Source organism: Streptomyces sp. NBC_00385, assembly GCF_035917155.1.
GTDB lineage: Bacteria > Actinomycetota > Actinomycetes > Streptomycetales > Streptomycetaceae > Streptomyces > Streptomyces poriferorum.
The window spans coordinates 664,655-679,065 of sequence record NZ_CP107951.1 but is presented as its reverse complement, the minus strand read 5'-3'; the positions used below and the strand labels follow the sequence as shown (position 1 = coordinate 679,065).

At 70.0% G+C, this 14,411-nt stretch carries 4 protein-coding genes; all 4 read right to left on the bottom strand.

Annotated elements, in window-relative coordinates; all coding sequences use genetic code 11:
* Nucleotides 1–8: 8 nt before the first annotated feature.
* The 4 genes from OG959_RS02990 to OG959_RS02975 all read right to left on the bottom strand — a co-directional run bounded on the left by OG959_RS02990 (nucleotide 9) and on the right by OG959_RS02975 (nucleotide 14,090).
* Nucleotides 9–539 carry a hypothetical protein gene (locus tag OG959_RS02990; protein ID WP_326656402.1) on the bottom strand — a complete coding sequence of 177 codons (531 nt, stop codon included), beginning with the start codon at nucleotides 537–539 and terminating at the stop codon, nucleotides 9–11.
* A gap of 80 nt (nucleotides 540–619) precedes the next feature.
* The gene (locus tag OG959_RS02985; protein WP_326656401.1) at nucleotides 620–4,729 is read right to left on the bottom strand and encodes an Eco57I restriction-modification methylase domain-containing protein; all 4,110 of its coding nucleotides are present in this window, start codon (nucleotides 4,727–4,729) and stop codon (nucleotides 620–622) included.
* On the bottom strand, nucleotides 4,729–7,692 hold the full coding sequence (locus tag OG959_RS02980) for a DEAD/DEAH box helicase (protein ID WP_326656400.1): 2,964 nt from the start codon (nucleotides 7,690–7,692) through the stop codon (nucleotides 4,729–4,731). Before OG959_RS02980 ends, OG959_RS02985 begins: the two co-directional genes overlap by 1 nt.
* Nucleotides 7,693–7,742: 50 nt before the next feature.
* The gene (locus tag OG959_RS02975) at nucleotides 7,743–14,090 is read right to left on the bottom strand and encodes a protein kinase domain-containing protein (protein ID WP_326656399.1); all 6,348 of its coding nucleotides are present in this window, start codon (nucleotides 14,088–14,090) and stop codon (nucleotides 7,743–7,745) included.
* Between the last annotated feature and the right edge of the window lie 321 nt (nucleotides 14,091–14,411).

Genomic DNA, 14,411 nt, shown 5'->3' with positions numbered 1-14,411 from the left:
GGTGCTTCTCAGGGCTGATCGAGGGGGTCGTACCCGAGCGAGGTGCGATTGATGAGCCGGTCGCCCAGTTCGCGTACGGGCATGGGCTTGGACTTGGGCTTCTGCGCGGCTCCCTTGCTCGTGGGTCTCTTCTTGGCGGAGGTCTTCGGGGCAGGCTTTTTGCCGCCCGCACGCCGTGCCGGGACCGCTTTCGCCTGGCGGGCGCTCTGCGCGACCGGCGTGTTGCGCGCCGCGTACTTCTTGCGGAGCGTCGTGAGCCTCTCGCGTTCCTGGGGGGCCATGTGGGCGGGGAGGGCATTCGTGATCGCCCGAGCCCGGCTGAGTGCGTAACGCGCCTCGTTCCAGCGCTTCCTCTCGATTGCCAGGCGGAGCACCTCCAGGGTCCGCTGCAACGCCTTGATCTTCCCGGGCTGCCGCCTGGGCATGGAGGACTCGGCGCCACTGCTTCGTCTCTGTCCGGCGGCACGGGTGCCCCAGTCGGTACCCGAGGACAGGACGACGATCGAGCGAGGGTTGCTGGACTGGTTCAGGCGTACCACGTGTCTCGGTTCCTTGGGCGAGGGTGGGGAACCGGGAACCCCTGGGGTGGCCATGGGCGCGGCCATCTCAGGGGGCCCGGTCAGTTGTGCCGGGGGCCGTGGCCGGGGGGCGGGGTGAGGGTGGAGCGGTAGGTGCCGGTCTCGGACTCGTCGAGGGGAGTTTCGAGGGTGAGGCCGGCGGCGGCCATGCGGTCGTACTCGGCGAGGATCAGGGTCTTGGTGCGGTACTCGCCGTGAGCCTTGACGTCGTTGTCGCGGGTGACGTTGAACGTGTCGAGGATGTAGGCGGTGTCGTCACGGGTGATGCCGTAGAGGTGGAAAAAGAGGGCGTCCAGCTCGGCGCGGATGACGGCACGGCGGTCGGCGTCCCAGCGGAAGGGGGCTCCAGTGTCCCCGAGGTCGCGGGCGAAAGAGGCCATGTCGTAGGCGGTGTAAGTGAGTTCCCGCAGCCGAGGGGAGAGGGAGGCAGAGTGGGCGGCGAGAGCCGTAGGGCTTGGGATGGGGAGCTGCCGGACGATGAAGTAGCTCATCGAGGCGCCACCGATGGACTGGCGGGCCACATAGTCCAGGACGAAGGACGACCAAACTGCAGCGAGCAGTTCAGTGCATTCAGAGAGCGAAATAAGGAACTTGTGGCCGAAGCCGGATGCGGGTGCGAGGCTGCAGATCATCGTCCGTTCTTCGATGGACCGGCACACGTCTCGCCACCCCAGCAGCCATTCCTGCTTCCAGCCCTTCGCTGCCAGGCGACTCCGTACGCCGGGGATCATGAGCGGCTTCCCGTGCTTGTCCACCTCGCCGGTCGGGATGTCCTGCTCCGGTACCCAGTAGCGCGGCTGCGGCACGGCCGAGGCGTTCTGGTGCTGATCCATGGTGAAGCGGGGGAGGGTGCGTTCGTTGAGCTGCTTTTCGGTGGCGTCTTCGTAGGTGGAGAAGCGGTGGTCGTAGTGGTGGAGCATCTTCGCCTCGTAGAGCGGGAGGAGGCGCTCGTCGTTGCGGACGAGGACATTGCCCTCCAGTTCCCAGCCGTCCTTGAGGAGGTCCTCAAAGGTCTCGTTGCGCTCGGCGCTGGGGCGGAAGAGATGGGAGTCGTTGGACATGTGGAACATGGTCATGAACGACACGCCCCACGGGTTGCCGTCGGCCTTGTTCTCGTCCACCAGCACCGGTACGCGACGGTAGATGTCGAGGGTGATCTCGGCGTCGCGGCGGTTGCTGAAGACTGGGCAAGTGCCGGTGTTCGGGTTCATGCGGAGGATGTCGCTCGCTGTGAGCTGATATGCGCGTTCGGGGATCTGGGCGGCCTGACGAAGCTTGAACGCCATGGGGACAGGCTCGTCGGGGGTGCCGTGGCCACGCATGGTGAGAAGGCAGAAGCGTACGTAGTCCTTGACAGCCTGGAAGAGCTTCTCTTCGTTCCCGAACTCGAACAATGAGGCCAAAGCCCCCTGCTTCACGAGGTCCTTGAAGAAGTACTGCGTCGTCGCATCCGTAGCGATCCCCGTCGGCACGATCACCCCCGTCCGCCCCCGCGGCCCCGTCAGCGTTCGGTCCGTCTCCGCGAAGACTGCGTACGTGTTGATGTCGCCGCGCCCCGTCAGCGGGAACCGGTTGCTCACGCGCAGGAACTGGCTCTCACCTTCCGCGCGCCGCTTGGCGGCCTCGAAGTCGGCGTACAGCAGCGCGCCGTCGCGGTCCTCGCGCAGAGCGGTGATCATGCGCTTGCGGGCCGCTGCGTTCTTGGCGGTGGCGATGCGCTCGTCACGCTGGGCGAAGAACTCCTGTTCCTGGAGCTTGACGCGCTCCCACGGGGGGTTCCCCACCACTGCGTCAAAACCGCCCGCCCAACCCGTCCCCGGCTGCACGCCCGCCCCCGACTCCGGGACCGCGAACACATCCGGGAACTCCAGGTGCCAGTGGAAGAAGTGGTACTGGTTACGCAGGGTCAGGATCTCGGCATGCGTGGCGTCCGGAACGGCGGACTGGTCCCGCTCCCGCAGCGCTCGGAAGACCTGGTCCGTCGGGGCCTCCGGGGCGCCCGCTTGCTTGGGCCAGACGAAGGCCGCGCACCACGCGTCGGCCGCGTGCAGGTCCTGGACGTAGTCGCTCGAATCCATGTACCTGAGGTACGCGGACTCCTGCGCGTGGACCTGCCCCAGTGAGTCGGCCGGCGCGGAGACGATGCGGGTGAGCTCGGCGGCGTAGCGGGTGTTGCTGGGCAGAGTGCCCCCGCCGAAGAGGAGCTCATCCTGGCCCCCGCGCTGGGCCCTGTTGCGCTTGACGAGACCCGAGGCGTACTGCCGGTCGTCGCCCTCGATGGGCTTGAACGCGTCGTCCGGCACGCCATCCGCCAGCAGCTTCGGCGTCGCGCCGATCAGACCATTGCCGTGCTTCACGTGTGCGTCCAGGAACCCCAGCGGCTTCCCCGGCTCCAGCGCCTCCAACCACAGCGAGACCTTGGCCAGCTCCACCGCCATCGGATTGAGGTCCACGCCGTAGATGCACCGCGCGATGACCTCGTGCAGGGCGTGGCGCACGGCGTCGACCGGCGGCTCCGGGTTGCGCTCACGTACCGACGCGACGCGCTTCGCGATGCGGCGGGCCGAGGCGACCAGGAAGTGGCCCGAGCCGCAGGCGGGGTCGCAGACCGTCAGGGACAGCAGCTCGTCGACGATGTCGTCCGCAGGGTCAGGGTGTCCGGCCGCGGCGGCTCGCTGCTCACCCCGCTTGACCGCATCGTCTATCACCGGGTTCAGCGTCGTGTCGAGCAGGCACTCGATGAGCGAGGACGGGGTGTAGTAGCTGCCCGTCGTCTTGCGGCTGTTGCCCGCGACCTCCACCAGTTCGAAGGAGCGGTCGGACGCCGAGTGCTTCGGCTCCAGTTCCAGCAGGGACTCGTAGACCGAGCCCAGTTCCTCGGCGTCCAAGTGGCGGTAGTCGACGGAGCGCCAGCGGCGGGCGCCGGGGTCGCGGACCTGGGCGAGGTGCCGGACAGCGGTCAGCAGGGACTCGTTCGACAGCTTCAGGCCGTCGAGCGGGGCATCCGCGTCCGTGCGGGAGAACAGGCCGCCGAGGCCGGGCAGACCGAGTTCGGGCCGGCCGCTCTCCGCGCCGAGTGCGTCGAGCACGATGCGCAGCGCCTCGTAGAGATCGCCGTGGGCCGTGCCCTGCCGGCGGCGGGCGTGGGTGCGCAGGCGGGCGGAGGAGAAGTACTTCTCGTACGTCTCGCGCTGCCGATCGCTGGCGTCGGGGCGGAGCAGGGCCTCACGGTCCTCGGCGACGAAGACGAAGAGCAGCCGGTAGACGAGACGGAGGAGAGCGGCCTGGAGCGCCTTTGGGTTCACGTCCTCGCGCAGGGCCGTGTTGGCCGGGTGCCGCAGGAAGCCCGTGCCGAGGACGGTGAGCGCGTGCTGGACGCCGAGGCGGAGCTGGTCGAGGGCGCGGGCGCCCGACGTCACCGCTTCCGTCCGCCACTTCTCCAGCCAGCAGCCAGACGCCGGCTGTCCCTCGCCCACCTCGAAGCGCGACGCGTGCAGCGTCATGTACAGCAGCACGAACTCGCTGAAGAGTTCGCCGTCGAAGATCGACTCAAGATCGAACTCGACGTATGCCGCCGTCGCCATTGCCGAAGAGTCGCGCAGCAGGCGTACGCGGCGGCCGTTGGTGAGGATCGCCCACAGGTGAGCCTCGGTGCGGTTGAGGCAGTCCTGGAGCATGGACTGGGCCGGCATCTGCCCGGCGGCCGCGCGCTTGTCGAGTTCCTGGTTCCAGGGGATCTGGTGGACCAGGGCCGCGCTGTGCCGGTGCGAGACGGGGAAGTGCTTGGCCGGGTCCGAGTCGGCAGGGATGCCGGACGGGCCGATTTCCGTGAGGCGGCCGAAGTCGAGCTTGCGGAACAGCTGGGCGAGCCAGTCGTTGCCCGAGCGGCCCGTCGGGTCGGCGGCCGGGGCGCCCGTGGTCGGGTCCGAGGGGAGGGCTGTGCGCAGGTCGCGCCAGAGCGGCTTGAGATACTCCCAGGCGCGCTCGGCCTCGTCGCGGACGGCGACGGAGGCCGGCAGGTGGTAGTCGGCCGGCTTCGTGCCGGGCAGCTTCGCTGCCTCCGCGATGCGCAGCAGCATGTCGGAGGGGAGCAGGCCGCCGACCGTTGTGACGGAGGTGAAGGCCGGGGCGGTGCGGGTGGCGGCGGACATCAGGCGACAGCTCCAGCGGGGGTCACACCGGCGGCGGCCGGGTTCGCGGGCAGGTAGACATAGGCGCCGAGGATGTCGGCGGGCTTCTGCGGGACGACCTTCAGCCCGCGGACGATCTCGTCGTTCGCCCTGCGGACCCGGCGGTGCGAGGCGTCCAGTTCGGCGGCGAGGCTCTCCCCGTACTCCTCCAGGTGGGCGGTCAGCTCGTCCAGCCCGTCCAGCGTGCGCGTGATCTGGTTGCGGGCCATCTGCGGGTTGGTGTTGGCCGAGGCGCGGGCCGCGAGCAGTTCGGCGGCCGTGTCGCTGTCGAGCCAGCGGGCACGCTGCGGCATCCCCTCGAAGGCGAGCAGCCGGGCGTCCTCGGCCACCAGCTGCTTCTCGCCGGTGCGGGACGGCAGCGTGAGGTGGAAGCGGTAGCGGACCAGGAGCAGGGTCGTACGGGACGTGACCGCGTCCGTGGTGACCACTCCGCAGCGGCGGGCCGGGCGGGGCCCTTCGGCCTCGCCGTCGAGGGCGGAGTTCAGGACGTACGAGGCGAGTGCGCCGACGGCCGGGTCGGTACGCACCAGGGCCGCCTCGCCGCGCGCGATCGCCGGGGACGTGCGGAACGGGATCTCGCGGTCCTCCTCGACGACGCGGTTGCCGAGCGTGGCGGCCAGTGCGTCGCGCAGGCCGGCCGGGGTGCCGCCGACCTGGGCGGTGAAGTCGCCGGAGCCGTCGCGCGGGTCCCGTACGAGGCCGTCCAGGCCGTGCAGGGCGGCGAGGGCGAAGTCGCGGACCTCGTCGGCGCCGCCGAGCGCGGCGCGTACCGACGCCACCTCGCGGGCGACGTCCTCCGGGTGGATGGAGCGCTGTGCGTACTTGGAGCGAGAGGTCTTCTCGCGCTCGGCGGCCGAGTTCCAGTCGCGCTCGACCCGGTCCAAGGTCTGCTGGACCCCCGGGACCTCGAACAGGGCCTCCTGGCTGCCCTGGCGTCCGTGCAGCAGGAGCCACTCGACCACGGCGTCGGTGACTCCGGACGCGGTCTCGTCGGGGACGGAGACGGAGATGCCGAGGTCCTTCTGGATCTGGCGGTGCTTCTTGAACAGGACCTCGAGGACCTTGCCATCGATGCCGTTGTCCCCACCGAACATCGTGATGACACGGACCTGGTCGCGCTTCTGTCCGTAACGGTCGACGCGGCCCTCGCGCTGGTCGTGCCGGGTGGGGTTCCACGCCAGGTCGTAGTGGATGACGGCGTCGAAGTGGTGCTGGAGGTTGACCCCTTCGGACAGGCAGTCCGTGGCGATCAGGACGCGGCGGGAAGCCGGGTCGTCCGCGCCCTCGGCGCCGAGCTGCTCGATCCGCTCCAGGCGCTGCTGCGGCGAGAGGGTGCCGGTCACTGCCGCGACGTGCACCTTCCTGCCGAGCTTGCCCGGCTTGCCCTCCGCGCCGCCCAGTTCCTCGGCGAGGTATTCGGCGGTCGGGATGTAGCGGCAGAAGACGATGGGGTTGTAGCCGTCGGCGAGCAGCGACTTCAGGTGCTTGATCAGCGCTTTGAGCTTCGCATCGCCCTGCTGGCCGGCCAGGGCGGCGGCCCGCTCGGAAAGATCGAGCAGGCGGGCGCCGGCGTCCTCGCTGTCACTCGCGCCGGGGGCGACATCCAGCCCCTCCAGGGTGTCGGCGTCGGCGGCGTCCTGGGTGAGGGGAGCGCCGAGCACGTCGGCCTCCTCCGCGCTGCGTGCGACGGCCGCCGTGGAGCGGGTCTTCAGGGTCTGGGCGGCGGCAGCGGGGGAGGACACCATCGAACGCAGCAGGGCGATCACCGACCACCAGGCGATCCGCGCCTCGCGCTTGCCCTGACTGCCGGCCGTCTGCACGCGGTCGGCGGCATACGCGATGGCGTCGTCGAGCAGGGCGCGGTACTCGGGCGTGAGCTTGTAGGGCTCGTCCTTCATCCAGCGGTCGGAAGGGAAAGCGGTCCGCTCGGCGAGCGAGTCGTCAGCCAGGCCGTCCTCCTTGGTGAGGTACTGGCGTACGTCGGCGCGCTTACGGGCGACGAAGTGCTCGGCCAGCCTGGCGCGACCGGCCGGGCTCTCCAGGTCGACGGTCGCCAGATCGGGCCGGACCAGACCGAGCAGATTGCGGAACGCGGACTCCTTGCCGGAGTGCGGGGTCGCCGTCAGCAGCAGCAGATGCCGGTCCTGGTTAGCGGCGACGCGCTGCAGCAGCTCGTAACGGAGCTGGTTCGTACCGGACTTGCCACCCGCATGGGCGTCGTCGGCCGAGACGCACGTGTGGGCCTCGTCGACGATCACCAGGTCCGGGCAGTGGCGGACGAAGTCCTCACGGTGGCGGGTGGACTTGATGAAGTCCGTCGAGATGATCGTGTACGGGTGCTTGTCGAACAGCGACTGGCCGAGTTCCAGGCCGCGCTCCAGACGGGACACGGTCGAGGCGAGGACGAGCTCGGCGTCGATGCCGAACTTCTCGCGCAGCTCACCCTGCCACTGCTCCGCCAGCGCGGGCGCGCACAGGACCGTCATCCGGCTCGCCTCGCCCTGCGCGAGCAGCTCGGTGGCGATGAGCCCCGCCTCGACGGTCTTGCCGATACCGACGTCGTCCGAGATCAGCAGCCGGACCGTGTTCTGACGCAGCGCCATGAGCAGCGGGACGAGCTGATAGGCGCGCGGTTCGACGGCGATCGAGGCCAGCGAACGGAAGGGGCCTGCGCCCGACCGGAAGCCCACCCGCAGGGCGGTGCGCAGCAGGCCGGCGGCCCGCTGGTCGCCGAGGTCGTCGGCGTCCGGGGCGGCGAACTCCGCCGGGCGCACCTCCTCGAAGGTGGGGAAGACGGCAGCGATGTCGTCGTCGCTTCCGCCCAACGGGCGCAGCACCAGCATGTCGGGCGCGCTCTCGGGCAGCACCACCCATTCGCGGCCGCGGGCGGCCACCAGGGAACCGGCGGAGTACGTGAGGCTCATGGAGTGTCTCGGATCCTTCGACGCGTACGGAGGGTGCGGAGCAGGTGAGGTCAACGGGTCTGGAAATAGCCGGCGTTGGCGTCCGTGATGGTGTCCCAGTCCGTCCCGGGGACGAAGTGCAGCACTTCCCAGCCGGCGTCTTCGAGGCGTTCCACGGCGTCACCGTCCCGGGACGGATCCTCGCCGTGCGAAGGGGTGTCCACGAACACCGCCACGTTCGCACCGGCCAGGCGGAAGACGAAGTCAGGCTTGGCAGCGGCCTCCGGGACGAGTGTGCCCGATTCGTCCGGCAGCCGGTATCCCTTCGCCTTGAGCCAGCCGAGGAGGTCACCGGTCTCGACGAGCGCGGCCAGGTCCGACTCCAACGGGCTGACGACGGAGATCTTCCCCGGAGTCTGCGCCGCGAGCCGCTGGAACTGCTCGGTGCGCGACTCGCCCCGGTCCTCCTTGAGGGTTGTCGCGCTCGCCAGGCGCAGCAGCAACGGGCGCGCCGCATGGCGGCTCAGCTGCCGGTGGACGCCCTGGTTTCCGTAGGTGAGCAGGCACTCGTAGCAGCCCCGAGCACACTTCTCGTCGCTGCTCGGGCCTCCGAGGTCTGTGCCGTCGGCGCCGTCGGCCGGGTCGAAGTGACAGATCTCCAGGGCGGTGCGGGCGGCCTTGGCGAGCGCCCGCTTGTCGTGCTGGATGCGGCGCAGCACGCCCGCCCCGCCCTCCGCGGCCTCCGTGAACAGGACACGGCGGCGCGGACCGTCGTCCGGTGGCAGGAGCTCCGCCGTCAGCTCGGCGTCCTCCAGCTCGAAGGCGGCCTCGATGCCGCGCTCCAGGGCGTACATGAACGACAGGGCGACCGGCTCGGGCTGCGGCTCGTCGAGCGTGACGACCAGGATGTTGCGCCGGTCCTCCACGTACGGCAGGACGCGCTTCTTGCGGCGCTTCTCGTTGCCGTCCTCGTCGACGACCGGCATGCCGGTGCCCTCGATGGCCTCGGCGGCGGCCTTGTCGTTGAGCCAGCGGCCGTCGCTGAGGTCGAGCCAGTAGCCGTCCGGCTCGCCCTGCTTGTCGCGGACCCGGCCCAGGTTGGTGATGCGGACGGTCGCGGAGTCGCCGTAGTCGAGGTCGAGGACCGGTGCGGCCTCCGCATCGGTGACGTGCGAGGTGAGGCGGCCCTTGCGTGTGCCGTGGTCCTGGAAGGCGTACGAGGTCTCCAGGCGGAAGCCGGCCCTGCGCCGCTCCTCCTCGTCCGAGGAGATCCGCTCCCGCGGTGTGGTGAACACGGTGTGGAGATGCAGCAGGTTGGTGCGCCGGCCGGTCAGAGGCTCCTTGCACATGTCGCAGACGTCGGCGCCCGCGGACCCCTCGTAGTGGTAGCCGCAGTGGTCGCAGCGCTTGGCCTCGGCCGTTGCCAGGTCGCCCGAGGCGTCCGGGGGCAGCTGTACGCGGGTGACCTGGTAGCGGGCGCCCTCGTGGTAGATCAGCGCGCCGGGGCCGAACTCGCGGATGGCGAGGAAGCGGGGACGCTGCAGATAGTCGCCGTCCGCGTTGCGGCGGTTGCCGGAGCGCGGAATGTAGGCGGCCAGCGGCAGACGCGGGAAGCTGTAGCCGGGCAGGAATCCCTCGGAAGCCAGATAGCGGTACGGGTTGAAGTCGCTCATCACCGACTTGGAGTCCGACGAGCGGTTGAGCAGCAGCGCGGTCTGGGTCTCCGCCTCGCGCCTGCGGGACCGGGCGCGCCCCTGCTCGCCCTGGCTGAGGGTGTGGTCGACGACCCGCCGGTTCTGCTCGTACTGGTCCAGGACGGCGGCGCGGAACAGCTGCCGCCACCGGTCGAACGCCGCGTCGAACGCCTCGGAAGCCTTGGCGACCTGGTCCTCGATCCACTCGTCGTACCACCAGGTGGTGTCGGCGAAGTCGGGGATCAGCGGCCCCAGGGCGGTGCGTGCGGCCGCGACCGCACGACGTCGCGCGTCCTCGTCCAGCGACCGGTCACGGATGTCGGACAGGAGCGGCAGTGGCATGTCCGGGTCCGGGCGCTCCTCGCCGTCCGGGTCGTACGCGACGTCGACGACGTCGGGGACGGCACGGCCCAGCTTCATGCCCGTCTCGGCGAGCCAGATGCCCTGCAGATGCGAGCGGACCAGGTCCTCGTTGGCGAGGTCCAGGCGGGGCGGGGCGACCTGCCCGGCCACCATGTCCCGGGAGCGGCGGAAGTAGTACTGGTCGTGGCTGTTGCCCGTGGCGCAGTACGTGGTGACGAGCGCGGGCTGCCCCGACCGGCCGGCGCGTCCGGAGCGCTGGGCGTAATTGGCCGGAGTGGGCGGCACGTTGCGCATCATGACGGCGTTGAGCGAGGAGATGTCCACGCCCAGTTCCATCGTCGGCGAGCAGTACAGCAAGGGAAGTTCGGCTGAGCGGAACTCCTCCTCGCGCCGTTCACGGTCCTCGGGCGACACCTGTGCGGTGTGCTCACGGGCGTACAGGCCGGCCAGCTCCGAGGCGGCGTCCTGGTAGAGGCGGCGGAAGAACGGGTTCACGCGCGGGCCCTCACCGCTGTGGTACGTCCGAGTCAGCGGGTCGTGCGCTCCGCTCTCGCCCGTACCCGCCTTCCAGATCAGGGACGCGGCAGAGACCCGGAAGCCGGTGCGCTGCTCCGCCTGGCGACGGCGGTACACAGGGCCGGACTGCTCCGGTCCCGCCTGCACCTCGTGCACCAGATCAGCCTCCCGCAGGACCTTCAGAAGGTCGTCGATGACCGTCTGGACGTCGTCCAGGCTCAGGTCCCGGAACGCGGCCGCCGTGCGCTTGAGGTACTTGCCGAACTTGCCGCGGGCGGACAGGAACAGCGCGGAGCGCTCCATGCCGGGCTTGGAGGCGTAGGGGTAGGCGGTGCCGACCTGCGGCTTGTCGCCCTCGGACAGTACCCAGGGGTCGACGAGCCGCTCCTCGCTGGCGCGCTGAAGGGCGTCGAAGTCGTCGCGGAAGTACTGCACGTCGATGGCGAGGTGGCGGCGCATGTGGTCCAGGAGCGCGTGGGCCACCTCGAAGCGCAACGCCGGCTCGGCGTCGCGCAGCGCGAGATGCGTGGACTGCCAGCGGTCCTGCTGCTCCGCCAGCCAGTCGAGGTCCTCGTAGCCGATGCGGAGCAGGCCGGACTGTTCCAGGTTCGGCATGGTGATGCGCCAGCCGCGCTCGAGGTCGCGGTAGAGGCGGTAGCCGACGACGTCCCGGAACACCTTGGTGGCGCGGCGCTCCAGGCCGGGGGCCATGCCCGCGTTGCCGGTGTACTCGCGGGGCCTGAGATTCATGACCTCGGTGACGGCCTGGGTGAGGTCGTCATGGCGCAGCCCTTCCTCACCGGCCAGCAGCGCGGCCTGGCGCAGGGCGCTGCGCAACTGCGTCACCTGGGCGAAGTCGTTGAAGTGTCCGGCCTGCAAGGAGGCGTCCTGCCGGTTGTCCACGAACGTGAGGAGCTTGCGGGCCTCCTTGGACAGCACGTCCTCGGGGACCGAGCGCAGTGACTTCACGATCGACGCCGACACGACGGAGGTGGCCGACGAACGGCCCTCCTGGTCGAGTGTGGCGAGCTTGGCGAAGTCCCGGCCGCGCGTCTGCTCGTAGGAGATCTGGCAGTGCAGGCAGAACAGGAACGGCGCCGGGATGAACGCGGCGATCAGACCCTCACCGGACTCGTGCCCGAACGCGTCCACCACGACGCGCTTGGGCACGCGCGGCCGGTAGGTCTTCTTGACGGCGTTCACACCCTGGCCGTCCGGCTCCAGCCAGGATTCCGGCAGCCTCCGGTCCTGAATGGCCTGCTGCGGATCGGCCGGCCACTCGTAGTGCTCGCCGGGCGTGCCGACGTACAGGTAGCCCTCGCCCTCGCGGCCGCCGGACCCGGAGGTGTCACGGCGCGGCTCGTAGCGGAACGTTCCGTTCTCGTCGGTACGCCACACGGTGACGTACTCCTGGCCGCACTCGCGACAGAACGCCAGCGGGAAGAGCGGCTTGCCGTCGCTGTCGGGCTGCTCCAGCTGGTAGGTACGGGTCAGTGGGCGGGTCAGCGGATCCTGGAGCGTCGTGTAGACCGTGTCGCCCTTGGAGAGGAACTGGTGCAGCCGGAACGCGAACAACGGCCGCTCGGTCACCGGGTGTTTGGCCTGTGACCCGGCTTCCAGTGTGGCGCGGATCGCCTCGCCGACCACTTCCGCCGCTACGCCGGACTCCGCGGCGAGGTCTTCCGCCGCCTGCTCGATCGTGCCGGGCGGACAACGCCGCAGACGCCCCGTCCCGGGCTCACGCTCCAGGCCGAACCGCGACTCCAGCCAGCGGGCCAGCGGGTCCTTGGTGAGCGCCTGGTACGACAGCGGCGCGGCTGCCGCGCGAAGCCGGTCGGCCGGAACCCGGTCCGGTGCCTCATCGGTGGCGCGTACCAGCGTCTCGCCGATGACGCGCCGGGGCAGCACCGTGGTGCCGAAGAGCCGGCCCGCGACCTTGGCGACCTCACGCTGCTGGTCCGGCCAGGTGCCCTCGGTCGACATCGTCGCGGACGTACCGATGCACTGAAGGGTGTCCGCCGCCCGGCATGCCTCGCGGACCCGGCGGATCAGCAGGGCGACGTCCGCGCCCTGGCGGCCGCGGTAGGTGTGCAGTTCGTCGAAGACCAGGAACTGCAGACCGTCGGCCATCCGGATCAGGCTCGCCCGGTCGTCGGGCCGGGTGAGCATCAACTCCAGCATCACGTAGTTGGTGAGCAGGATGTCCGGCGGGTTCTTGCGGAGCTCGCGCCGCTGCTCGTCGCTCTCCTGGCCCGTGTAGCGGGCGAAGGTGACGGGCTCGCGGCCGGCGCCGAAACCGTGCCGCAGGTACTTCTCCAACTCCTTGAGCTGCGAGTTGGCCAGCGCGTTCATCGGGTAGACGATGATGGCCCGCACCCGGCCGGGCGCGCCGGGGCCCTCCGTCTCGCGTTCCTTGAGGACCTGGTCGACGATCGGGACGATGTAGGCGAGCGACTTGCCGGAGCCCGTTCCGGTGGTGAGCACGTACGAGTCGCCCGCCTGCGCGGCGTCGATCGCCTCGCGCTGGTGCCGGTGGAAGGTGAGCGGCCGGCCGCTGGGGCGGCGGGCGTCCTCCTTCTTGCCGGCCTGGAAGATCTCGGCGCACCTCTGGTGAAGGACACCGTCGCGGACCAGGTCCTGGACGTTGCCGCCGTCATCGAAGAACGGGTTGAGTGAAAGCCAGGGGTCGGGCCACTGGGACTTGCCCGCCAGGTCGTCCTCGATGAAGCCGCTGATCCGGCCGTCGCGTACGACGGTGGCGCCCTTGGTGAACCGCTCGTACTCGTCGATCAGTTCACGGTGGATACCGAAGACATCCATCGCGTCCGGGACGCGGGGCGCGCGACGCGGCACCGGGACGGGCACAGGGGCCGACGGTGCGGGGAACTCCTCGCGCAGCCGCGACGCCGGGTCCATCGCCGCCCACTCGGGGGCGAGCAGAGCGGCACTGTCGTCGGGAGCGAGGGCGATCGGGACGAGGACCTCGCGGACCTGGGTGGCGCTCGAAGGACGGTTCGCCGCGTCCTTCTCAAGGAGCCGGTTGACCAGCAGGACGAGCTCGTCGGGCAGGTCGGGTCGGACCACGGTAAGGGACGGGGGCTTGAGGGTCTGGTGCTGCTCGGAGAGGTCGAAGGCGACCTTGGCGTTGAACGGCGGCTTACCGATGAGCAGTTCGTACAGGACGCAACCGAGCGCGTACAGATCGGCGGAGGCGGTGACGAGCTCGGCGCGGAACTGTTCGGGGGCCATGTAGCGGGCGGTGCCCACGGCGACACCGGTGCTGGTGAGGCGGGTCTGGTCGGCGTCGTCGACCACCCGGCCCATGCCGAAGTCGAGGATCTTGACAGTGCCGTCGCGGGTGAGCATGAGGTTCGCGGGCTTGAGGTCGCGATGGACGATGCCGGCGCTGTGTGCCGAGGCGAGGCCGCCGGCGATCTGCGCGGCGAGGGCCGCAGCCCAGGAGACGGGGAGCTGCGGCTCCTCGTCAATCAACTCAGTCAGGGGATGGCCGTCGAGAAGCTCCATGGCCAAGTAGGGCAGGCCACTGCCGCCCTGAGCGACGGTGGTGTCGACACCACCGTCGATGAGGCGGGTGAGATTCGGGTGACGCGGGGAAAGGCGGCGCATGATGTCCACCTCGCGGCGGAAACGTTCGACCGCGTGTCCGTCCTGCGCGGTGTCGATCGCCAAGCCTGTCCGGCTGCGCAGGATGGTCTTGAGAGCGACCTCGCGGTCTGTCGCGTTCTCGGGCGCTTGCAGATCGAGGGCCCGGTGCACCTGCCCCATATTCCCGCGACCGACGGCCCCTGTGATCCGGAACCGCCCGGCCACCGTCTGCAGGTCCACTGGCACTCCCTTGCGTCATCCGACTGGTGGAGGGGTGGGTGCGCGTGGTGCGAGCGCCCCGGCGAGTAAGAGTACACCCACTTGGGCGTAACAGGGGTGGGATGTTCATGTTGACGTCGCCAACGTATTGCAGTCGGTGTCCGGGGTGGTGCGGAAGGGCTGTGGCTCGGCCATCCGGGAGCGTCGGCGAGACTGGAGCCGAGGTCGCGCGGTTTCCATGCGGCTGAGGTGGTGCGGTGTCCTACTCGGCTGGCACGGTCCCGCGAATCGAGATGTGTGTGAGTTGTGTCAACGTGTGCTTGTGGGTCTGTGTAGGGGGGA